Genomic DNA, 21,420 nt, shown 5'->3' with positions numbered 1-21,420 from the left:
GCCGCATCCGCAGGACGCGGGCGAATCACGCTTCATATGGGGTCGATCAGGAAGCTTCGGCCGAGGAGGCTTGTCCCGTTTTACGCTTCAAGGCCGATTGTTTGAACAGAATCCAAAGCTGGCTCGCGATGCAGATCGAGGAATACATGCCCCAGATGAGACCCATCAGCATGGCCAGCGAGAACACCCGGATCGATTCGCTGCCGAAGATCAGCAGCGCGATCGTCGCGATGATAACCGACAGGCCGGTGTTGATGGAACGGGTCATCGTCTGCCAGATGCTTTCGTTGACCAGCTTGGCGAGATCCTCGGACGTCTTCAGCTTGGCGAAGCGAAGATTCTCACGGATCCGGTCGAAAATAACAATCTTGTCGTTGATCGAGTAGCCGATGATCGTCAGGACGGCCGCAATAAACGGCAGATTGACCTCCAGCCGGAAAATCGCGAACAAGCTGACGACCGCAAACGCGTCATGCAGCAGCGCGATCATGGCCGACAGCGCGAAGCGCCACTCGAACCGGATGCTGACATAAATCGCGATGCCGGCGCTGGCAATCACGATCGCGATGACGGCCAAACGGGCCAGCTCCCGGGCGATAACGGGATCGACGGTGTTTTCTTCGACCGACACGTCGCTGCCGTAGGCTTTCGCGAAAGCTTCCTTCACCTTGTTCGCTTCGCCGCTCTCCGCATCGAGCACGCGGTCGAAACGCATCGTGACGCGATCGTTCGAGTCGCTGAGCGTCGTGCTTTCCGGCGCCGTGCCGATCGCATCCCGCACAAGCTGCTCGGCTTGCGCCTTGTCGATCGTTTTGCCCACATGCACGTCCAGCGTCGTTCCGGCTTTGAAGTCGACGCCGAGATGCAGACCAGCGGCGGCCAGCATCACGATGCCGGCGATCGTCACCGCAACCGACCAGGCGAAAAACTTGTTCCGGTGCTTCGCGAAGTCGAACTTGCCTTCGGCGGCCGATTTGACTTCGGCTTTGCTTTTCCGGATGTCGGCGACCTGCGATGGTTTCACGCCGAAATGCTCCGGTTTCTTCGCCCAGTTGCTGCGGATGAGCAGCCACAGGAGGAAGCGGGAGAAAAAGACGTTGGTCAAAATACTGATCAAAATGCTGAGGATCAACGTGATCGCAAAGCCTTTGATCGCGCCCGTGCCGACATAATACAGGACGGCGCCGGCCAATATGGTCGTGATATTCGCGTCCATAATCGTCCGGAAGCTGCTCTGGGAGCCGGACTTGAGCGAGGAGAGAATCGTCTTCCCGCTCCGGATTTCTTCCTTGATCCGTTCGTAGGTGATGATGTTCGCGTCCACCGCCATGCCGATCCCGAGCACGAACGCGGCGATGCCCGGCAGCGTCAGCGTCGCGTTCATCAGATAGTGCACCAGCAGCAGCAGCCACGTGTAGGCGACAAGCGTGATGGAAGCGACAATACCCGGCACCCGGTAAATGGCGATCATAAACACAAAGATCGCGATGGAGCCGATAATTCCGGCAAGAACGGTGCTTTCAAGCGATTTCTGTCCGAGAGACGCGCCGACCGCCTGCGTATACTTTTCCGTCAGCTTGAGAGGGAGAGCTCCAAGGTTGATCGTATCCGCAAGCTCCTTCGCTTCAGAGAAGGTGTATCGGCCGGTAATCGTGGCTTTGCCGTCAGTGAAGACGTTTTGCACCGTCGGAGCGGACAGCAGCTCCTCGTCGAGATAGATGGCCAGCTCCTTGCCGACCAGCCTTCTCGTCACTTCCTCGAATTTCGCCTTATCCTTCACTTCGATCTGGACGATCGGCTGATTGGTCTGGTCGAACACGACCTGAGCCGCGCCCTCTTTGAAGTCCGTGCCGAGCAGCTCCGTCTTGCAGTAGCCGGCTTCGGGAGCGCATCCGTCCGCGCTGCGGAACGTCAGCGAAGCGGGCGTGCGCAGCGTCTCGCGCACCTTGGCTTCGTCCGTTACCCCCGCGATCCGCGCGCGGATTCGGTTGGAGCCTTCCGGCGTGACTTCAGGTTCTTCCGCGCCGGATGCGTTCGCGCGCTTCTCCAGGCTTTTTGCGGTTTCGGCGAGAGCTTCCTTCGTCACTTCCCCGGTGCCGCTCAAAGGCTGGGCTTCGTACAAAATCTCGAACCCGCCTTTCAAGTCCAGACCGAGCCGCAGATTCGACAGCAGCCACGGCGAGGTCGCGGCGACGATGCCGAGCGTAATCGCCACTGTCAGGACAAAGGCGAGAATCCGTTTCATATTCATGTTGTTAGTCTCCCTTCAAGCTTCTGACTCAATATGCCTATTATATCGGCCGACAAAATACCCGTCAATTTCGCCGAACCGGCCGTTCCTTCCCCGATTCGCCCCGCAGGATACAACAAAAACGCCGGACCCCGCCGGTCGCTGCAGCCGCAACGATCCGTCGGTTCAGGCGTTGTCCCGCGTTGTCCCGCGTTTTCCCGTTTTCCGTCATCGCCAGGAGCCTGTTCCTTTCAGGGCCCCCATCGTGATCCAGTTCATCCACTGCGTGACCTTCAACGACAAAATGTCGTTGACCAGCCTGTGGATAGGGGGCAGCTCGCCCTTGTGCCGTTCTCTGACGCAGTCCCATATATCTTCCGGCGTAACCGCCTCGTAGCCGAGCAGCCGGAACTCCTCCGCCTTGCTCCGGCACAAGTCGGCGAGACCGGACGCCAGTTCTTCATAGGGCAGCGCTTCCGAAATCAAGCGGTCGATCCGTTCCAACATGAAGCCCCCACCTTTCGGGAAGTATAAGCGCCCGCGATCGGATGTCCTGCTTAACACTTCGATGAGTCTCCCCTCATTTCCTGCCTTCCGGCAAAAAAACGCGGCGCCAAATTCAGGCATGCGACCGGTGCGGACACGCATATGTTTGTACAAGAACGACCGCCGGAAGGAGCAACCGCTTTGAGCGCCATCAAACAATCTTTTATAAAAGGAACGATGATTCTGCTGGTAGCCGGCATCGTCAACCGGATTCTCGGCTTCGTGCCGAGAATTTGGCTTCCCCGGGTGATCGGCGCCGAAGGCATGGGCCTCTACCAGATGGGCTACCCGTTTCTGATCGTGCTGCTCGCCATGATCACGGGCGGCATCCCGCTTGCGGTCGCCAAGCTGGTCGCCGAAGCCGATTCCGCGGGAGACGAGCGCCGCGTACGCCGCATTTTGCGCGTATCGCTCACGCTTTCGATGGGGCTGGGCCTGTCGTTTATGACCGCCTCCCTGTTTTTGTCGCGCTGGCTGACGGACAAGTTGTTTACGGACGAGCGCGTATATATGACGTTTCTCGCCATGAGTCCGATTCTCGTGCTGGTCTCGGTCTCGGCCGTGTACAGGGGGTATTTCCAAGGCCGCCGGAACATGATTCCGACAGCCGTCTCGCAGTTGACCGAGACCGTCTTCCGAATCGGCGGCCAACTGATTCTGGCTTCCGCGCTGCTCCCTTACGGTGTCGAATACGCCGCCGCGGGCGCGATGGCCGGCGTTGTGATCGGCGAGATCGGGGGCATGCTGGCGCTGCTGCGCTCCTACGCGAGAACAAAAGCCGCATACGCCGCCTTGCCGGCATCGCAACGCGCGGACGGCGAAGAAAGCGGGCACGCCGGCACCGCTCCGGCGGTAAAAGAACCGTCCCGGACCGAATCGGTCTGGAGCCGCCTGATCCGGATCGCCCTGCCCGTCACCGGCGGCAGAATAGCCGGGTCCGCCTCGTATTTCCTGGAATCGATCGCGATCGTGCAATCGCTGGCCATCGCGGGAGTCGCCACGTCGGCCGCGACCGCCCAGTACGGCATGCTGCAGGGGATGGTGATCCCGCTTCTGCTGATGCCGACCGCCTTGACCTATTCGCTCTCCGTGTCGCTCGTCCCTTCGCTGTCCGAAGCCGCCGCCCGCGGAGACATGCGCACCATCCACAAACGTCTGCATCAATCGATGCGGCTCGCGCTTGTGTCCGGAGCTCCGTTCGCCGTTATTCTGTTTGTGCTGGCCGAGCCTCTGTGCTACTTTCTGTATCAAAACGCCGATGCGGGCCACATGCTGCGCATGATGTCGCCTGTCGCCCTGCTCCTTTATCTGCAAAGTCCGCTGCAGGCCGCGCTGCAGGCGCTCGACCGTCCCGGGACGGCCTTGATCAACACGCTGATCGGCGCCGTCGTCAAGCTGGCGTTGATCTACGAGCTCGCGTCCCGGCCGGATTGGGGCATCTACGGCGCCATTACCGCGATCTGCGTCAACATCGCCTTCGTTACGCTGCTGCACTGGGGGAGCGTCGCAAGGCTGCTCCGCTTCTCCTTGCCGCCTTCCGACTTCTTTAAGGTCGGTGCCGGCATGGCGCTGATGGCCGGAGCGGTCGCCGTCGTCATGGGCGAGCCGTGGACGCACAGTCCCGCGCTCCGGTTCGCGGCCGCCTGCGCCGCCGGAGCCGCCGTCTATCTATTCTGCCTCTTCGCGCTAAAACTTGTCGACCGCGAGGACTTTATCCGCATCCCGTGGCTGGGCCCGAAGCTGCAACGCTGGCTGTAACCCCATGCCGCGTCAAAAAATAAAGCGCGAACAGCCGGGCACCCGGCCGCCGCGCCTTTATTTTTTGAGGCTGACGTACAGTTTTCCGTTATGGTCCAGACTGCACAAAAACACATCTTTGAAATCCCGGACGCCTTGCTTTCGCAGCTCGTTTTTCAGCCAAAAACGGGTTTGTCCGACCATCTCCAGGTTTTGGTCCTGCACCTTGCCGTCCATAATAAGCGGAATCGGCAACGGTTTATAACGAATATTGGCTTCTTCCTTCTGCTTCTCGATCACGGTCAGCTTGCCCGACGTTTCCAACAGCGCGAACTCCACATCGGACAGGTTATACGTTTTATTTTCCCTCAGTTGCAAGATCAGATCGTCCAGGTTGTACCGCTGGCGTTTCATCTCTTCCCGGTCGATGTTGCCGTTCTTGATCAGCACGCTGGGCTCTCCGTCGAGCCGCAGCCGCAGCTTGCGGCTCTTCAACGTCAGCCAGGCGATCAAAAGCTGAAGCCCGACGAGGGTCGTCATCGGCAGCAAACCGTTAACCCAAGGCCGTTCGATATCCTCCAGCACGAATACGGCGATCTCCGCAATCATGATCGAGATGACAAGATCGAACAGCGACAGCTTGCCGATCTCCCGCTTCCCCATAATCCGCATCGTCAAAAATACCGCAACGTACATGGCTACTGTCCGTCCGAATAAAATCAACGCTTCCGTCATGGGCTCATCTCCCTTGCCCCTATTGTAGCCGGAGGGAGAACGGCCGATTCGATCGTTTCCGTCATCAAATGTTGGCAACGCCCCGGCGATGGCGTCCAAAAGCCGTTATACACTTGTACTAACCTTCCGAACAAGCCCATATACATGTCAATAAATCGATAGGCTTTATAAGGAGGTTGGGACGATGGCAGCACCTGCAGACACAAACTCTTCCTGGTTCCCTCTGCTGGCCGGTTCGGGATACGCCTTGCTTACACTGTGCGCCACGGCCGTAACGGCATCGCTGCTGCTTGCCTTTACGGGGTTTCAGGAGGAATCGTTGGACCGCTGGATGTATACCCTCCACGCCCTCTCGGCTTTGTTCGGAGGTTTCTCCGCAAGCCGTCGGTCCGGCAGCAAAGGATGGTATTTCGGCGGCCTGACGGGAATATTGTACGCCTTTATCGTATTGCTCACGGGATTTTTGGCTCTCGACGCCTCATTCGGCTCCCATACCGCCATCGTAGCCGCGGTTGCCGCCTGTTCCGGGGCGGCGGGAGGCGTTGTCGGCGTCAACCTTTCCAAAAAATAACCATTTTAGGCTGCGTTATCTTCCCTCTCGACCGCACCTGTGATATAATGCATCAGTTGATCCATACAGAGAGAGGAGGATTCCCATGGTTTTCACCGGGATGTTGTCGAGTTCGGTCTGGACGGCAGTAACCGTCGCCGCCATCCTATGGATAAGCCTCCGCCGCCAGCCGCTTGCGGTTGCTTACGACTTCGGCAAGCATCTGATAACTTCCCGTTCTTATTTAATGCATTTTCTGGCGATGCTCGGCATACTCGCCTTCAACAAGATAGAAGTGACGCTTGAGAACAGCATGGAGCATACGCCCGATTTCACGCCCTATATATACAAGCTCGAAGGCGGCTTTGTGGCGGCTTTGCAGGATTTGTTCCATCAAAATTGGCTGACGCCCGTGCTTGCGTTTTTTTACGTCGTCGTGTTTCAGGTTATGCTGGTCGGCTCGATCGGCGTCTATACTTTCGGCAGAGAGCTTCATCTGTACCGAGCCGTCTGCTACGCCATCATGATGAACTACATGATTGCAATTCCGTTTTATTTGTTTCTGCCGGTGACGGAGGTTCATGCGTTCTCGCCGGATGTGAAATTTTACATGCTGGACGCGTTCCCGACGTTCGAGACGACATACCGCAACCTGTCCGACTTGGACAACTGTTTCCCGAGCCTGCATACGTCGATTTCGGTGACGTTGTCGATCATCGCGTTCCAGAGCCGCAATGCGTTTTTCCGCCTGTTCGTGCCCGTCAGCGCCGTGATCGTGATCTTCTCGATCTTCTATCTCGGCATCCACTGGCTGACGGATATGCTCGGCGGCCTGCTGCTGGGTTGGTTCTCGGCCCGGTCCGGCTTGCGCCTGGCCGTCGGCCAACCTATATTCGGCGGCGCGGCGGCTTTCGGCGGCAAAAAACAAGTGCTGCGCGAACGGCCGTAACTTCAAAAAAAGCCTCGATTCTTCCCTGAAGGAAGATCGAGGCTTTTGCTTTCATCATTAATCAGCGGACGGCGAAGAGCTCGATACGGTGTTGATGGCGGAACGGTCGAACGTCAGCTTCGTCACGTCGTTGACGCGCAGGACGACCGTATCGTCCGTAAGCTCCATAATCGTTCCGTGCAGCCCTCCGATCGTTACGACTTTGTCGCCTTTTTTCAGTTGGCTCAGCATGAGGTTGCGGGCTTTTTGCCGCTTCTGCTGAGGACGGATCAGGAAGAAGTAGAATACGGCAATCATAATGACAAACGGAGCCAAGGATACTAACGTTCCCATTCCTCCGGTGCCTGCCCCGGCTTCAAACAACATGATCAACCAGCCCTTTCCGAATTTAATTTGATTAATGTTTAGAACCCGCGTTCGTTGTCGAACAGCCCGTACTCCGCAAAAAATTGATCCCGGAAATCGAGCAGCCGGTCCTCCATAATCGCCTGGCGCACCTGCCTCATCAGTTCGAGCAGGAAATGCAGGTTGTGATACGTCGTCAACCGGATGCCGAACACTTCGTCCGCCTTGATCAGATGGCGGATATACGCACGCGAGTAGTTGCGGCACGTATAACACGAGCATTTCGGATCCAGCGGCCCGAAGTCCCGGGCATACTTGGCGTTGCGCACGACCAGTCTTCCTTCGCTTGTCATGCAGGTGCCGTTGCGCGCAATCCGCGTCGGCAGCACGCAATCGAACATGTCGATGCCGCGAATCGCCCCTTCGACAAGCGCATCCGGAGAGCCCACGCCCATCAAGTATCGCGGCTTGTCCGACGGGAGCAGCGGAACGGTGACGTCCAGCATCTCGTACATGACCGGCTTCGGTTCCCCGACGCTTAATCCCCCAATAGCATACCCCGGGAAATCCATGGAAGTCAACTGCCGCACGCTCTCCTTGCGCAAATCGGCGAACATGCCTCCCTGCACGATCGCAAACAGCGCCTGATCGTGCGGTCTGGCGTGCGCTTTCAAGCATCGTTCCGCCCAGCGCGTCGTCCGCTCCAGCGAGTTTTTCACGTATTCGTAATCGGCATCGGGCGGCGGGCATTCGTCGAATGCCATCATAATGTCCGAGCCCAACGCGTTTTGCACCTCGGTCGCCTTCTCGGGACTTAAAAACAATTTGTCCCCGTTGAGATGCGAGCGGAATTCGACGCCGTCTTCGCTGATTTTCCGCATGTTGCTCAGGCTGAATACCTGGAATCCGCCGGAGTCCGTCAAGATGGGGCGGTCCCAGTTCATAAATTTGTGCAATCCGCCCGCTTCCCGGATCAGTTCGTGCCCCGGACGCAGGAACAGATGATACGTGTTGCTCAAAATAATATGCGCATCCATTTGCTTTAGCTCTTCCGGCGACATCGTCTTGACGGTGGCCTGCGTGCCGACCGGCATAAAGGCGGGCGTCTCGATGATGCCGTGAGGCGTATGCACGCGTCCGAGTCTGGCGCCGGACTGCTTGCAGGTTTTGATATGTTCGTATGTGACCGCTGCCAACGGCGCACCTCCTGAATCCGCTCTAGTAAATAAACATGGCGTCGCCGAAGCTGAAAAAACGATAACGCCGCTCGACGGCTTGCCGGTATGCCTCCATCACCGCATCGCGGCCGGCCAGCGCGCTGACCAGCATAACCAACGTCGATTTGGGCAGATGGAAGTTCGTCAGCAAGGCGTCAACCATCCGGAACGTATAACCGGGGTATATAAAAATGTCCGTCCAACCGGAGCTGCTCACCATTTGGCCGGCCGGCGCTCCCGCCGATTCCGAGGCCAATGCCGCCGATTCGAGCGTGCGGGCCGATGTGGTGCCCACCGCCACGATTCTGCCGCCGGCCGCTTTCGTCCGGTTGATCAGATCGGCCGTCTCTTGCGGCAGCACGTAATACTCCGCGTGCATCTTGTGGTCCTCCACCCGATCCGCGCTTACCGGGCGGAACGTGCCCAGACCGACATGCAACGTCACGAAGCCGATCGATACGCCCGCTTCCTGCAGCTCGGCAAGAAACGACTCGGTGAAGTGCAGCCCGGCCGTCGGCGCGGCCGCCGACCCGGCCTCTCTCGCATACACCGTCTGATAGCGGTCCCGTTCGTCCAGCCGCTCCCGAATATACGGAGGCAGCGGCATTTGTCCGAGACGATCGAGCAATTCGAGAAACACGCCTTCGTAAGAGAAACGGACGATCCGCTCGCCCATCTCCCCTTCTTCCTCGACGACCGCGGTTAGCAGAGGGCCGCCGGGGGATTCTTCTTCCCCGACGAAATGAACTGCAGAGCCTTTTTTCAGCCGTTTTGCCGGCTTCGCCAGCGTCTGCCAACGGTCGTCCCCCAGCGATTTCAGAAGCAGCAGTTCCACCTGCGCCCCCGTGTCCGGCTTTACGCCGAACAGCCGGGCGGGAATAACCCGTGTATCGTTCAGAATCAATGCGTCTCCCGGACGCAGAAATTGGCCGAGTTGACGGAATTGCGTATGCGTAATCGCACCGGTCCGTTTATCCAACGCCAGCAGCCTCGAACCGGTCCGATCCGGCAGCGGCGTCTGGGCGATGAGCTCCTCGGGAAGTTCAAAGTCAAACCATTGTACGTCCATCAGTTTCCGTCCTTCACGAGTGTAACGCCTTGATAGTAGTATCCCAGTATTTCTTTATAGCCATACCCTTCTTCGGCCAGTCCTTTGGCTCCCCATTGGGACATGCCCAATCCGTGGCCGTTGCCCAAGCCGGTAAACAGATACGCCGCTTCTTTGGTGCCGACCCGAAGGCTCCGGCCGTCCGTCACGAACCGCGACGGCGCGGTCAGCTCGGTTGTGACGCCGTCCGCTCCCACCGCGTATACTTTTTCCGACGGGCTGCCGTATAAATCCCGCGAACGGCCGTCAGCCCCCAGTACCCGATACCGGCCCGTTTCTTCGATCGCGAACCGGGTGCTCGGCAGTCCGAGGAACACCGTGCGGAAGCCGTCCGGATAGCTGATATCGACGATCGGCTTGCCGTTGGCCTCCACCTCGGTCACGCGGCCGGACGGCCCCGTTCCCGTTACCTTGAGCGATTGCAGCGGGGCTCCGCCAAGCGTTTTGGGCAGCTTGGCCGCCAACTCGCCGGGCGTATACGGTCCCCGCATCCACGAATAGTCGTTGGATTCCGTCGCTTCTGCAATCTTGACGACCTTCCAGCTCGGATCGAGCGTGCCGATGGGCGCCGCGTAGACATTCGAAGTGGAAGGAATCGGGCGGATATTGATGCCGTCCGTATTGCCTTTGAGCAGAGGCAGTCCCGACGGCGTCCTCGCCCCCGTGTCATCGAGCAGATCCGACCGGATATAGCCGGTCCTGGCGTCGGGCAGCAGCACCCGATACCAGATCGGCTTGCCTTCGGCCGCGATTTGATCGGGACTGGCGGCCACCTTTACGAAGGATACCGGATTGCCCCAGACTTCCGAAGGATCGGCCGTCATTCCGCCCGCGTTGGAGCTGAAGAAGGGCAGGAACACTTTCCCGTTCTCCAGCAGGATTTCGCCCCGGGTCGCTTCCACTGCCGCGACGATTGCCGGCTTCTCCTGATCCATACCGTAATAAGCCTGATCGAAGGTGCTGTCGGAGACGTGGGCGATCTTGTAGCGCAGCCCGTTCCCGAGCGCATACGTTCGGGCGGCGACCGCTTGCGCCTTAAGCGCCTCCGCCGGCCAGGAGGCGCTCATCTCCGTCCCGACGACAGAATACAGATACTGCTCGAATGGGACCTCGTTGATCAGCGCCAACCGGTTATTGTACACGCTCCACTCCAATTTTCCCCGATACTGGCGGTTTTTCTCCGCGACCCGCAGCCCGTCCTCCGGCGCGGTTACCGAGAAGCTTCGCCCGTCCGCGGCGATGTCGAACGATTTGCCCGAGGCGCCGCCGCTCAGCCTTACATCCCGTATGACGAGATACGGCGCGCCCTTCCCCGTATACGCGGCGGCCAAGGATACGCCCGGCGCCTGCTTCAACACGGCGGCTTTTAGAGCATCCGCTTCCGCCTGGCTAACCGCATCGCCGATCCATACCTCGTAAGACGGCTGGCCGCCATCCGCCACCGTAACCCCGATCGCCGACGCAACGCCTTTTGCGGCCAGGCTTGCCGCCTGCTTGACCGCTTCCGCTTCGGAAGCGTAAGCGCCGGTGCTCCAGCGGATCGTGCCGAGCACCTTCGGGCTTCCGCCTTGAACCGCGCCTTTGAGCGCGTCCCGTTTGGCTTCCGCCTCTTCCAATGAAGCGTACGGGCCTATCACGACTTGATAGACGTCCTTGCCCGATACCTTCTGCTTGCGGATGACCGGCTTGTCGGCGCTCACGGCACCGGCGGCGCGGTCGGCCGCCGCGGCGTCGCTCGTCTCCAGCAGTTGAACCCGATAGCCGTCATAAGACAGCAGAGCGCCGACGCCGGGCGTGACGGATGTCAGCGGAGCGGCCGCTCCGGATAGGCCGATCGTCAAGCCTTTCGGATGGGAGACTGTCGCATACGGAACCGTCGATTTAAACGCCAAATCCGATTGCATATAGAGCGCGACCCGGATCGTATCGATCGTATGCTGGCCCGCGGCTGCGGCGACGGGAACGTGCCGTTCCAGACCCGCGCCCGATGCGATCAGCAGCAAGCTTGCGAGCGCGGCGACGCCGGCTTTGCGCACGGCGGAAAGGCGCGTTTTTTTTGTTCGTGCCATCCTGAGTCTCCTCTCACTTCGGTTCCGGCGGCTCGATGCCGAAGTGGCGGTAAGCGAGCCGAGTCGCCACCCTGCCACGGGGCGTCCGCTGGAGAAATCCGATTTGCATCAAATAAGGCTCGTAGACGTCCTCGATCGTCTGGCTTTCTTCCCCGATCGTTGCCGCAACCGTATCGAGGCCGACCGGTCCTCCCTGGAACAGCGTCATGATCGCTTCCATCAATTTGCGGTCGATATGGTCGAGGCCCAGCGGGTCGACCTGAATCTGTTCCAGCGCGCGGCGTGCGATCTCCTCGGTGATCACGCCGTCGCCGACGACCTGCGCGAAGTCCCGAACCCGCTTCAGCAGCCGGTTTGCGATACGCGGCGTTCCCCTGGACCTTCTGCCGATCTCGTAAGAGGCTTCGCCGACGATGCGAACCTGCAAAATATCGGCGGCCCGGTTCACGATATACGCGAGCTCTTCCACGGAATAAAATTCAAGCCGGCTGACTACCCCGAAACGGTCCCTTAACGGCGCCGACAGCAATCCCGCGCGCGTTGTCGCCCCGACCAGCGTGAACGGAGGCAAGTCCAGCCGCACCGATCTGGCGCTGGGACCCTTTCCGATCATGATGTCGAGAGCAAAGTCTTCCATCGCCGGATACAGGACCTCTTCGACCGACCGGTTCAGACGGTGAATTTCGTCGACGAACAGCACGTCTCCCGCCTGCAGATTGGTCAAGATCGCCGCGAGATCGCCAGGGCGCTCGATGGCTGGCCCGCTCGTCGTCCGGATGTTCACGCCGAGCTCGTTCGCGATAATGTTCGACAAGGTCGTTTTTCCGAGTCCCGGCGGCCCGTACAGCAAGACGTGATCCAACGCTTCCTTCCGCTGCTTGGCCGCCTCGATATAGATCTTTAAATTTTCTTTCGCCTTCGTCTGGCCGATGATCTCATTCAAATAACGCGGCCGGAGACTCAGCTCCGTAGCCGCATCGTCCATCATCAACTGCGCCGAAATAATCCGGTCGTCGCTGCTGTTACCGAAACCCATGCGGCTCACCCTTTATACAGCGCTTGAAGAGCGCGTTTCATCCATGCCTCCACATCGTCGGAAGGCTGCATCGTATCTTTGATTCGGGCATAAGCCCGGTCCGCTTCCGCTCCCGTGTACCCGAGCGAGATAAGCGCCTCGCGCACTTCCGCCCAAGGCCCGCCGTCCCCGGGGCACGCCGTTCCGCCCGCCGCCGGGGTTTGGGCGGCAAGCCAGTCTTCGCCGGACATGGCCAGACCCGCGGGAAGCGCTTTGCCGAGCTTGTCCTTGAGATCGAGTATCATGCGTTGGGCCGTTTTTTTGCCGATGCCCGGTAGCTTCGTCAAAAACGCCACATCCTCCTGGCCGATCGCCAGCATCACCCGCTCCGGCGAACCCGCCCCGGCCAACGCGGCCAGCGCGACCTTCGGACCGATGCCGGAAACCTCCAGCAATAGCCGGAATAACGCCTGTTCGCTCCGGGTGGCAAAGCCGAACAACTGAATCGCATCCTCGCGGACATGATGATGAACATAGACCGTCGTTTCTCCGCCGGAACCGTTTTGCAGCGCATACGGATTCGCGCAGAAAACCCGATAGCCTACTCCGCCCACGTCAATAACGGCGTATTCCGGTTCGATATGTACAACCGATCCGCGCAAAAAATCGATCATCGTCTCGATCCTTCCTTCGATTTTTCCATCCAGGATGCCGAATGCGCATGACAAATCGCCACCGCCAGCGCATCCGCCACATCGTCGGGCTTCGGGACCTCCTTCAGACCCAGAAGCATCCGCACCATCTCTTGCACCTGATGCTTCTCGGCCTTGCCGTAGCCGACTACCGCCTGCTTCACCTGCAGCGGGGTATATTCGAAGATTTCAATATTTCGTTGCACCGCCGCGAGAATCAATACCCCTCTCGCTTGTCCGACCGTAAACGCGGTCGTAACGTTCCGGTTGAAAAACAGCTTCTCGATCCCCAACGCCTCCGGCTTGTATTTGTCCATAAGCTGGCAAGCGGCGTCGTAAACTTGCTTCAGCCTGACTCCGGGATCGGTCCCCGCTTCCGTCCGGATGCACCCGTATTGCACCGGCGTCTGCTTGGAACCCTGTTTATCGACAAATCCAAACCCGACAATCGCGATGCCGGGGTCTATGCCCATAATCCGCATCGCCCGATCTCTCCCATAATAGCGAACATACGTGTGTCTTCCTCATTATAGCAGATTGCTAGGCGGATACGCCACAATGGAGGGGACGCGGATTTCGCCGGAAGCCGGAGCGTTCCGCGGTCGCGGCAATTTGCCGGTATCCCTGATGCGGGGGCGAGGGGCGAATGCCTGATTTGCTGGTTCGATGGTAGCTGGTTCGATGGCAGGCGCTGTTAGGCTGGTTCGCTGGTAGGCGCTGGCAGGTAGGTTGTTTACTGCTTTCTGTTAGTTGCTGATCGGCTACTGGTTGTCGGCTGACAGAGGCTGCTGGTCGGCTGGCAAGCGCAGGAGAATTATGCTCGGTTTTGTTCCCTTTGCGTGGATATCCCGAAGACTCAGGCGATAACGACTCTATGATTTCGTTATCTTTATATCGGATATAACGCTTATCGGGCAACGGTTATTGGCAAGCCAGTAAGCCGAGGCGGATATTTATTTTTTAAAGCGGCGGAAAAAAATCACTTGAAATGCGAACGTATGATCGCTATAATAAAAATAAGAACGTTTGTTCCCTTTTAAATGGCAGAACACCCGCACAGCGCACACAGGAGCGTGTTGTTCGTGTTTGAACAGGTTCATTCACTGGCTGAGTTCGCGTCGTTCTGCGAATGCGAGAGCCGCTGCGCCGATGCCTTGTTTCGTTTCAAGTGGCCGGACGGCTATCGTTGTCCGAATTGTTCCCATCACGAGTATTATGAGATAACCACGCGCCGATTGCCTCTGTACGAATGCCGGCGATGCCGCTGTCAAACCTCGTTGACGACCGGAACCATTATGGAAGGCAGCCGCACTCCCCTGCGCAAATGGTTTATCGCGATGTTTCTGTTTCTGTGTCCGGGCGGCGTCTCCGCCGTGCGTCTGGCTGACACGATCAAAGTTACGTATAAAACCGCTTGGCACATGCTGCACAAAATTCGCCACGCCGCCACTTTGGCCGACGACGGTCATCAGCTATCCGGTTTGGTGCGTATATGCGGAGGAATGTACGGAACCAATTACCGGCGCTATACCGTCCACCATCCCGAAGAAACCCCGGTTCTGGTCGGTTGTTCCGAACAAAAAAGCGGCGATCCCTCCTATTTAAAAATCAAGCTGGTTCCCTCTGCGCACGTCGCACGCGGCTATCGGGTCAAACCGTCCGGGGTCATCCGTTTTATTGTGGACCATGTTCATCTGTGTTCGTCCATCGACTGCACAACCTTGTCCTACGCGCGAAATCCCCAGTTTGCCGACTTGAAGCGTCTCCTGAGGGAAGCTCGCGACACTCTCTGCCATACGTACGGCGGCCTGAGACGAAAGCATCTTCAAGCGTATTTGAATGAATTTGCTTGCCGTTTTAATATAAACGGACGCGGCGATTCGCCCTTCACCGTGCTCGCGACTTACTGCGCCAGGGCTTATCCCCTCACCTATGCTCGATTAATTGCCAGGAACGATGCCGTTCTTACCGGGCATTTTTTAACCGTCGCAGCCTGACATTAGATCCCGATCCCTCGTCGCGAATTATTCGGACTGTTGTGTTCGGCACTCGACCGTTCTTTTCCTGAGCGGATGGGATAACGCTGCAAAGAGACGAAAAAAAGATGTTCCGCTCCTCTGGTTGGATGGCGGCGCTCGACAAAAAGAGCCCTGTCCGAAAACGGACACAGGCTCCGTTTACCGAAACTTCAGCTCCCGCTAAGCTTCGAAACTTTTTTGGCGTCATCCACCGCAAAATCGTTAAACGTGGACAAGACGCTGTTGTATTGGGCGAGATCCTCCACCCGAATTCCCTTGCGCAATTCCTGGATCGCCTCCGGCGGCAAACTGGACTCCATATGCTCAACGTTCAGTTGAAAAAAGGTCCGGAGAACTTTTTCATTCTCAGGAGGTCCTTCGTACAAGTTTAAATGGCCTGTATCGTCCATTCCGAAGTAAGCCGTTGCTTTGCAGGCTGGAGATAAATCTTCGATGGTTTCCGCTATTCGGACTTTAGCGTCTCCGGTTATGGTTAGCTCCCAGTCCGGATGATCGTCAAGAAGCTGCTGAAGCTCTCTCGCCGTTTTTTGGCCCAAAGAAATCGATTCCGTACCGCATATATACTGCTTGACCATTTCGGATTCGTACTTGCCGCCTGCCGACCGAATCCGGTCTATCGCGTGCTTATTCGCTTCTTGTCTGAGCTTGTCCAACGCTGATTCTTGAGCAGGCGCGTTTTGCCAAACCGGCATATCCTTTAAAGGCTTTTCCGAGCGGGCGCGAGAAACTTCCAGCATCAACAGCGCCGATGCCGAAACCGTCGCAGCCACTATCGCTAGACCGATCCAACGACGACGCAGGCGCAACCGTTTTTTTAGCTGTTTCCAAATTCGGTTAATCATCACGATCCCCCCATCGCTGTTTTTTCTAGGTTTTCCAGCGATTCCGACGAATATTCCAACGCAAAAGCCGTCAGCGCCCGAACCGAAATCAGGCGTCATGACGGCTTTCCCTCAACTGTCTTCAGTCTCTTGATCTTATACGTTGATCCACGGGCGATTGTGGCTGGAACGCGAAGATGAGCGCGACTGGGATTGCGGCGATTTTCGCGGTTTCCGGCTGACCGCCGATTTTTTGGAGGAGGAAGCGATATGAGCTTTGCCTTCATCCTCGTCGGCATCGGTTATCGAAGATCCCGGTGCATCCAAATAGGATACGTCGGCGTAGGGGAGGTCATCCCGGTAACCTCCGCCGCATCCGCAATCCGGGCCATAGCCATAAGAATAAACCGGTCCATAGGGGTAGATGTGGCCGCCATAGCCGTAGGAATATGCTCCGTGGCCATAGGGCATAATGGGAAATTCCCCTTTTTCCATCGACTTTTCTTTTGTCGTCGCTTGAGCAGGCAACACGCCCGCGTTCGGGCCTGCCGAATACGGCTGCACATTCGCTTGCGGACCCACGTTCATCGGCTCCATGCCCAGGTTCGGGCCCACGTTCATCGGCTCCATGCCCAGATTCGGGCCCACGTTCATCGGCTGTACGCCCACGTTCGGGCCCACGTTCATCGGCTGTACGCCCATGTTCGGGCCCACGTTCATCGGCTGTACGCCCATGTTCGGGCCCACGTTCATCGGCTCCATGCCCATGTTCGGGCCCACGTTCATCGGGTAGGCGCCGGCCGGGATTGCTTGCGTATTGTACTGCGCAAAAGGGGAAACGGATTTCTGATCCCACCCGCCATAGGGCAACGCGCTCGGATTCGCTCCGGTCGCGTAAGGGTTCATCCATGTGTCGGAAGGGAAGACGTTCGGGCCGACGTTAGACGCGGACAACGGTGCGAAGGTCTTCTCCGACTTGCCGGATGGGGCTGCGAAGGGTGAAATATTGGCGCCAAAGCCCAACGGATGCAGGTTTGGCGCGCTTTGAGCCTGCAGATTCGGCATGCTTTGTGCCTGCAGATTCGGCATGCTTTGTGCCTGCAAGTTCGGCATGCTTTGTGCTTGCAGATTCGGCGCGCTCTGAGCTTGAAGGTTTGCGGCGAAAGGGGAAACGGAGCTGGCGTTCGGCTTATGGGTCGGTTCGATTGCGGCGGCTTGCGTCAGCTTTTTGGGTTGTTCGCTCGCGGCGGCCTGCGATTCTTTTTTCTTGGCCGCTTCCTGCTTGACTTCCGGCTTCGAGACGAATTGCGGTTGAACGTTTGAAGGCTGTTGAACCGACGGCATCAGGTTCGGATTGGCGCCGACGTTCGCGCTGAAGATCATGCTTGCTTCCGGGCCCACATTTTGATTCGGGTTCGCCGCCGTGGCGCCGACGTTATGTTCATTCGCTTGAGGCAGCATCGGATTAAACGAATTCGGGATGCCCACGTTCGAATCGGCATGCCCCGCGCCCGACGACGTTCCCCAAACGGCTTGAGATGCCGTCGTTCCCGAGTGGGTATGCCCCACCGCGGGAATAAACACCGTGTCCCCCGTCAGCAAAATGTTCGGGTTTTTCAGATGGGGGTTCGCGGCGATGATGGCGTCCAGCGGGACGTTCCACTGCTTCGCGAGCTTCCACAACGTGTCGTCTTGCACGGCTTTATGGACGTGCTGCACCGGACCTACCGGCTGGGCCACAGGTTTCGCGGGGCTCGGAATTTTAACCTTCTGGCCGACATCGACCTTATCCGGGTCTTTGATTTGCGGGTTGGCCGCAATCAGCTTTGCCAGCTCGAGCCCATACTTTTTGGCCAGCAAATAAAGCGTTTCGCCCGCTTTGACAATGTGAATTTTCACTTGCTGAATGACCTCCTTCGGGGCGGGATCGCCGCGCCTCATATGCCTCTGGGCATAAGAACAGTACAGTTTATGCGCGGTGTTAGGCTTTTGACCATCCCGAACCCGAAAAAATCATTCGTTTGCTTATTCTCCCGTTTGTTTCGTCAGCACGTCCGGCTTGGTCGCCATCAACCGATCGCGTCCGAACGAGCCGGCCAGAAAAACGGTTGTCAATATCGCCAGCGACAAGCATCCGAACAGCAGTCCCATCCGCGGCAGGCCGATCGTGTCAAGGAAAAACCCGGTCATCAGTAGCACAATCTGGAACAGCACGCGGTCGAACATATTGCGGAACGAAAAAAATCGGCCGTGATATTCGGCAGGAACCTTCGTCTGAAACAACGTCGCCGCAATCGGGAAAAAGACGCCCGCCGCAAAACCGAACAACGCGAAGGTAACGAACGGAATCCCGGGTATTGCCGCCCAATGCAGCGTAAACAAGGAGGCGGTCATGATTGCCGCCATCGGCAGCAGCAGGCGGCCCGGCTTGCCCTTCGTCAGGCGTTTGGCCGCAAACGCCCCCAGAATAAACGATACGCCTTCCGCCGTATAAAACCACCCCTTCATCTCCGGAGCGCCCTGAAGTTCGCTGATCTCGATGACAAGCAGATTAAAGCCGCCGATCAGCAGAGTCGGCACAACCGTCAGCACCAGCAACGGTACGATCGAAGGCCATTCTCTCAGGCGGCGCAGCAAGGAGCGGAAGGAATCGTCGCCGGCCGACCCATCCGCCTTCCGGCCGGAAACCGTTGCCGAAGCGATCTGGGCGCTTGCATCCGGAGCCTCGGCCCCGCGCTTCGCCGAAGACGGTCCGGTCCCGTCCAATCGCAGAAGCGCCGTAGCGGCGAGAAGCGCCACATAAGCCGCCATCGACGATAGGTACAAGCCCCGCAAGCTGAGAAAGGTCAGCAAGATGCCTGCCAGTCCCGTACCCGCAATTCGCGCGACGGTCGTTACGTTCATGAACACTCCGTTAAGCGCCAGCAGTTTGTCGCCGGCGACGATCGCCGGCAGCACGGCTTGCAGCGTCGGAAAATAAAACGCTCCCGACACCTGCAAAACGACCAGCGACACAAGCATCCAGCCCACCGAGTCGAAGGCTAGCGCCGCAAACATCGCGCAGACACTGAGAATGCGGCCGACGCCGGCTCCCAGCAAAATGCTTTTTTTGCCGCTGCGGTCGATCAAGCGCCCGGCATACGGTCCGACCAGCACGCTGGACAGCAGTCCCGCGAACAATAACAGCGATTTAAGAAAATCGGACGGCACAAGCCGCTGCATAAATTCCAGATTGGCGACGATCGCGGTCCACAGGCCGATGCCTGCCACGAACTCGCCTGTCAACACAATCCATACATTCCGATTGCTCCACATCATAAAATCCCCCGGCATGAGCGAAGTTTTCCAAAAATGTGATCGTTTCCTTGCGTATTTAGCTAGAATAGCACAGATCGGCCGTTTTCGGAACCGGCCAAAACCGTTTAAACGAAAATGCCGTTTTCCATGCCCGCCCTGGGCCGGAAAACGGCATATGCAAGATTCAATAGGATTCCCCGTCATAACCGTAGCTCGGGTAGCTTCCAAGGATGCGCACCTGCGCCCCGATCGCGGAAATCTCCTCCAGAGCGGAACGCAGCAGCACATTATCGAGCGACATGACGATGTCCGTGTAGAAATAATAGGTGCCCAATTTTTTCTTTGTCGGACGCGATTCGATCCTGGACAGATTGATTCGCCGCCAGGCGAACGCGCTCAGCACCTGATGCAGCGCGCCGGGGTAATCTTCCGGCAGCGTAATGAGAATCGTCGTCTTGTACACGGCGCCGTCGCGGACAGGCAGCGGCTCCTTCCCGATCAAAGTGAATCGGGTATAGTTGTTGTCGTGATCGGTAATGTTCTCCGCCAGCAGATCGAGCCCGTACCGTTCCGCCGCCAGTCTGGTGCCGATCGCCGCGATCGTCCGGTCGCCGCGTTCCTTCACCAGCCGTACGCCTTCGGCCGTGCTGTTAACCGGCTCGAATTCGACCTCCGGGTCCAGCATGCCGGTAATAAAGCTGCGGCACTGGGCCGTGGCGACCGGAATGGAGACGACCCGGCGAATATGGGACAATCCGGCGTCCGACTTATCCGAATTGGCGTACCCGATCAAATTTTGCACGGACGGATAGATCCACTCCGCTTGAATCGGCTGATCGGCCGCGTTGACGAGCAGATCGACGTGAGCGTTGACGGAGCCGTCGATCGTATTCTCGATCGGCACGACGCCGTAATCCGCGCGGCCGTCCGACGTGGCCCGGATGACATCCGCCATAAACCGGAACGGAATAAACTCGCAGTCGACGCCGGCGAAAAAATACCGGGCCGATTCCTCCGATACCGTTCCCTCAGGCCCGAGATAGGCGACCTTGATCAAGCGCGGACACCTCCTTTGCTGCGTCTCGTCACCAATTCCTCGAAGGGACGCGAAGCATCAGCCGTCTCGCCGCTTAGCACAACGGCGCCGTCCGCTTCCGGCGACAGCCACATCGTATCGGCCTCGACTCCTTCGCGCCTGAGCGTGTCGATCAGGAACGACTCCAGCTCCTCCTTGCGCGGGCTGTCCCGTTCGACCAGAACGAGCAGGGTCGGACCCGCGCCGCTCAGCGCGACGCCGACCGCGCCGTGATCCGCCGCTTCCGCCAGCACCCGCTCCATCCCGGGGATCAGCGCCGCGCGATACGGCTGATGCAGGGCATCCTTCATCGCTTTGCCGATCAGGTCGAGCCGCCCTTGGCAAAAAGCGGCCACCAGCAGCGAAGAGTGGCCGACGTTAAAGACGGCGTCACGCATCGGGACCTGCTTGGGCAACGCATGCCGGGCCTTCTCCGTCGACAGTTGAAACCGCGGGATCGCCACCAGCGCCTGGAGGCGGGGATCGGCCGGAATTTTCACGTATTCGGCCCGCTCTCCGTCCCAGAACGCCGCAACGATCCCGCCGAACAGCGCCGCGCCGACGTTGTCGGGATGCCCTTCCTCGGCCGTCGCCATCTGGAACAGCTCGTCGTCGGACAGCGGCGATCCGATCAGCGCGTTGGCGGCCACCAGCGCGCCGACAATGGCTGACGCGCTGCTGCCGAGCCCGCGCGTCAGCGGGATGTCGCTGGCGATGTTGATCGCGAGCTCCGGACATTCGATACCGGCCCGGCGGAACACGCGTTGGGCGATTTCATAGACGAGATTGCTTTTGTCCGTCGGCACCCCGTCCAGATTGTCGCCGTGAAGCCTGACGACGCTCTCTCCCGAGACCGCCGTCAGCTCGACGTACGCGTACAGGTTCAGCGCCATGCCGAGAGCGTCGAATCCCGGCCCGAGATTCGCCGTACTGGCCGGAACCCTGACCCGGACGCGCGCGCCCGGCTCCGGCCGGACGGCCTGACCGTTACGCAT

At 58.6% G+C, this 21,420-nt stretch carries 19 protein-coding genes; 4 read left to right on the top strand and 15 right to left on the bottom strand.

The annotated features are described in order from the left end of the window. Nucleotides 1-46 precede the first annotated feature (46 nt). Complete coding sequence (gene secD, locus FE781_RS07440; RefSeq protein ID WP_138788986.1) at nucleotides 47-2,251, bottom strand: protein translocase subunit SecD; 2,205 nt, start codon at nucleotides 2,249-2,251, stop codon at nucleotides 47-49. Between the two features lie 207 nt (nucleotides 2,252-2,458). Continuing rightward, on the bottom strand, nucleotides 2,459-2,737 hold the full coding sequence (locus tag FE781_RS07435; protein ID WP_211346328.1) for a post-transcriptional regulator: 279 nt from the start codon (nucleotides 2,735-2,737) through the stop codon (nucleotides 2,459-2,461). Nucleotides 2,738-2,917: 180 nt separating this feature from the next. On the opposite strand from FE781_RS07435, the gene spoVB reads away from it, so the two are divergent. After that, nucleotides 2,918-4,534, top strand: coding sequence for a stage V sporulation protein B (gene spoVB / locus FE781_RS07430; protein ID WP_281281878.1), 1,617 nt, complete (start codon nucleotides 2,918-2,920; stop codon nucleotides 4,532-4,534). Nucleotides 4,535-4,591: 57 nt separating this feature from the next. Here the strand turns inward: spoVB and FE781_RS07425 are convergent, their stop codons facing one another. Beyond that, nucleotides 4,592-5,248, bottom strand: coding sequence for a DUF421 domain-containing protein (locus tag FE781_RS07425; protein ID WP_138788984.1), 657 nt, complete (start codon nucleotides 5,246-5,248; stop codon nucleotides 4,592-4,594). 184 nt (nucleotides 5,249-5,432) lie between these two features. Between FE781_RS07425 and FE781_RS07420 the strand changes: the two genes are divergently transcribed. After that, nucleotides 5,433-5,819: a TIGR04086 family membrane protein gene (locus FE781_RS07420; RefSeq protein WP_138788983.1), complete on the top strand. Its 387-nt coding sequence runs from the start codon at nucleotides 5,433-5,435 to the stop codon at nucleotides 5,817-5,819. An 85-nt stretch (nucleotides 5,820-5,904) separates the two neighbouring features. Then, a complete protein-coding gene (locus tag FE781_RS07415) occupies nucleotides 5,905-6,747 on the top strand; it encodes a phosphatase PAP2 family protein (protein WP_138788982.1) in 843 nt (280 codons plus the stop codon). Nucleotides 6,748-6,804: 57 nt separating this feature from the next. Here the strand turns inward: FE781_RS07415 and yajC are convergent, their stop codons facing one another. From yajC to ruvC, 7 genes are read right to left on the bottom strand one after another with little or no spacing between them, the layout of a single operon-like run. Beyond that, nucleotides 6,805-7,113 carry a preprotein translocase subunit YajC gene (gene yajC, locus FE781_RS07410; protein WP_138789057.1) on the bottom strand — a complete coding sequence of 103 codons (309 nt, stop codon included), beginning with the start codon at nucleotides 7,111-7,113 and terminating at the stop codon, nucleotides 6,805-6,807. 38 nt (nucleotides 7,114-7,151) lie between these two features. Continuing rightward, nucleotides 7,152-8,288, bottom strand: coding sequence for a tRNA guanosine(34) transglycosylase Tgt (gene tgt / locus FE781_RS07405; RefSeq protein WP_138788981.1), 1,137 nt, complete (start codon nucleotides 8,286-8,288; stop codon nucleotides 7,152-7,154). 22 nt (nucleotides 8,289-8,310) lie between these two features. Next, complete coding sequence (gene queA / locus FE781_RS07400) at nucleotides 8,311-9,378, bottom strand: tRNA preQ1(34) S-adenosylmethionine ribosyltransferase-isomerase QueA (RefSeq protein WP_138788980.1); 1,068 nt, start codon at nucleotides 9,376-9,378, stop codon at nucleotides 8,311-8,313. Then, the gene (locus FE781_RS07395; protein WP_138788979.1) at nucleotides 9,378-11,486 is read right to left on the bottom strand and encodes a SpoIID/LytB domain-containing protein; all 2,109 of its coding nucleotides are present in this window, start codon (nucleotides 11,484-11,486) and stop codon (nucleotides 9,378-9,380) included. Before FE781_RS07395 ends, queA begins: the two co-directional genes overlap by 1 nt. Nucleotides 11,487-11,499: 13 nt before the next feature. Next, nucleotides 11,500-12,522, bottom strand: coding sequence for a Holliday junction branch migration DNA helicase RuvB (gene ruvB, locus FE781_RS07390; protein ID WP_138788978.1), 1,023 nt, complete (start codon nucleotides 12,520-12,522; stop codon nucleotides 11,500-11,502). 5 nt (nucleotides 12,523-12,527) lie between these two features. Continuing rightward, a complete protein-coding gene (gene ruvA / locus FE781_RS07385) occupies nucleotides 12,528-13,175 on the bottom strand; it encodes a Holliday junction branch migration protein RuvA (protein WP_138788977.1) in 648 nt (215 codons plus the stop codon). Beyond that, nucleotides 13,172-13,675 carry a crossover junction endodeoxyribonuclease RuvC gene (gene ruvC, locus FE781_RS07380; protein ID WP_138788976.1) on the bottom strand — a complete coding sequence of 168 codons (504 nt, stop codon included), beginning with the start codon at nucleotides 13,673-13,675 and terminating at the stop codon, nucleotides 13,172-13,174. The genes ruvA and ruvC overlap by 4 nt, the downstream gene beginning before the upstream one ends. A gap of 600 nt (nucleotides 13,676-14,275) precedes the next feature. Between ruvC and FE781_RS07375 the strand changes: the two genes are divergently transcribed. Next, entirely contained in the window at nucleotides 14,276-15,190 is a 915-nt protein-coding gene (locus tag FE781_RS07375) for a transposase (protein WP_170209450.1), read from the top strand. 191 nt (nucleotides 15,191-15,381) lie between these two features. Here FE781_RS07375 and FE781_RS07370 read toward each other — a convergent pair whose 3' ends face one another. The 5 genes from FE781_RS07370 to thrB all read right to left on the bottom strand — a co-directional run bounded on the left by FE781_RS07370 (nucleotide 15,382) and on the right by thrB (nucleotide 21,420). Beyond that, nucleotides 15,382-16,173 carry a BofC C-terminal domain-containing protein gene (locus FE781_RS07370; protein WP_138788974.1) on the bottom strand — a complete coding sequence of 264 codons (792 nt, stop codon included), beginning with the start codon at nucleotides 16,171-16,173 and terminating at the stop codon, nucleotides 15,382-15,384. Nucleotides 16,174-16,209: 36 nt separating this feature from the next. Next, entirely contained in the window at nucleotides 16,210-17,952 is a 1,743-nt protein-coding gene (locus FE781_RS07365) for a LysM peptidoglycan-binding domain-containing protein (protein ID WP_170209449.1), read from the bottom strand. Nucleotides 17,953-18,078: 126 nt separating this feature from the next. Beyond that, nucleotides 18,079-19,368 (bottom strand): MFS transporter, encoded by a 1,290-nt coding sequence (locus FE781_RS07360; RefSeq protein WP_138788972.1) that lies wholly within the window; start codon nucleotides 19,366-19,368, stop codon nucleotides 18,079-18,081. 166 nt (nucleotides 19,369-19,534) lie between these two features. Further along, nucleotides 19,535-20,404: a prephenate dehydratase gene (gene pheA / locus FE781_RS07355; RefSeq protein WP_379252245.1), complete on the bottom strand. Its 870-nt coding sequence runs from the start codon at nucleotides 20,402-20,404 to the stop codon at nucleotides 19,535-19,537. Next, nucleotides 20,404-21,420 carry a homoserine kinase gene (gene thrB, locus FE781_RS07350; protein WP_138789056.1) on the bottom strand — a complete coding sequence of 339 codons (1,017 nt, stop codon included), beginning with the start codon at nucleotides 21,418-21,420 and terminating at the stop codon, nucleotides 20,404-20,406. The genes pheA and thrB overlap by 1 nt, the downstream gene beginning before the upstream one ends.

Origin of the sequence: Paenibacillus thermoaerophilus, assembly GCF_005938195.1 — a bacterium.
Lineage (GTDB): Bacteria > Bacillota > Bacilli > Paenibacillales > Reconciliibacillaceae > Paenibacillus_W > Paenibacillus_W thermoaerophilus.
This window is presented reverse-complemented; position numbering and strand designations above follow the sequence as displayed.

Bases quoted from the DNA above. Each gene is read 5' to 3' on its own strand.
- secD (WP_138788986.1), bottom strand. From the start codon at position 2,251: ATGAATATGAAACGGATTCTCGCCTTTGTCCTGACAGTGGCGATTACG.
- FE781_RS07435 (WP_211346328.1), bottom strand. From the start codon at position 2,737: ATGTTGGAACGGATCGACCGCTTGATTTCGGAAGCGCTGCCCTATGAA.
- FE781_RS07425 (WP_138788984.1), bottom strand. From the start codon at position 5,248: ATGACGGAAGCGTTGATTTTATTCGGACGGACAGTAGCCATGTACGTT.
- FE781_RS07420 (WP_138788983.1), top strand. From the start codon at position 5,433: ATGGCAGCACCTGCAGACACAAACTCTTCCTGGTTCCCTCTGCTGGCC.
- FE781_RS07415 (WP_138788982.1), top strand. From the start codon at position 5,905: ATGGTTTTCACCGGGATGTTGTCGAGTTCGGTCTGGACGGCAGTAACC.
- yajC (WP_138789057.1), bottom strand. From the start codon at position 7,113: ATGTTGTTTGAAGCCGGGGCAGGCACCGGAGGAATGGGAACGTTAGTA.
- queA (WP_138788980.1), bottom strand. From the start codon at position 9,378: ATGGACGTACAATGGTTTGACTTTGAACTTCCCGAGGAGCTCATCGCC.
- FE781_RS07395 (WP_138788979.1), bottom strand. From the start codon at position 11,486: ATGGCACGAACAAAAAAAACGCGCCTTTCCGCCGTGCGCAAAGCCGGC.
- ruvB (WP_138788978.1), bottom strand. From the start codon at position 12,522: ATGGGTTTCGGTAACAGCAGCGACGACCGGATTATTTCGGCGCAGTTG.
- ruvA (WP_138788977.1), bottom strand. From the start codon at position 13,175: ATGATCGATTTTTTGCGCGGATCGGTTGTACATATCGAACCGGAATAC.
- ruvC (WP_138788976.1), bottom strand. From the start codon at position 13,675: ATGCGGATTATGGGCATAGACCCCGGCATCGCGATTGTCGGGTTTGGA.
- FE781_RS07370 (WP_138788974.1), bottom strand. From the start codon at position 16,173: ATGACGCCTGATTTCGGTTCGGGCGCTGACGGCTTTTGCGTTGGAATA.
- FE781_RS07360 (WP_138788972.1), bottom strand. From the start codon at position 19,368: ATGTGGAGCAATCGGAATGTATGGATTGTGTTGACAGGCGAGTTCGTG.
- thrB (WP_138789056.1), bottom strand. From the start codon at position 21,420: ATGCGTAACGGTCAGGCCGTCCGGCCGGAGCCGGGCGCGCGCGTCCGG.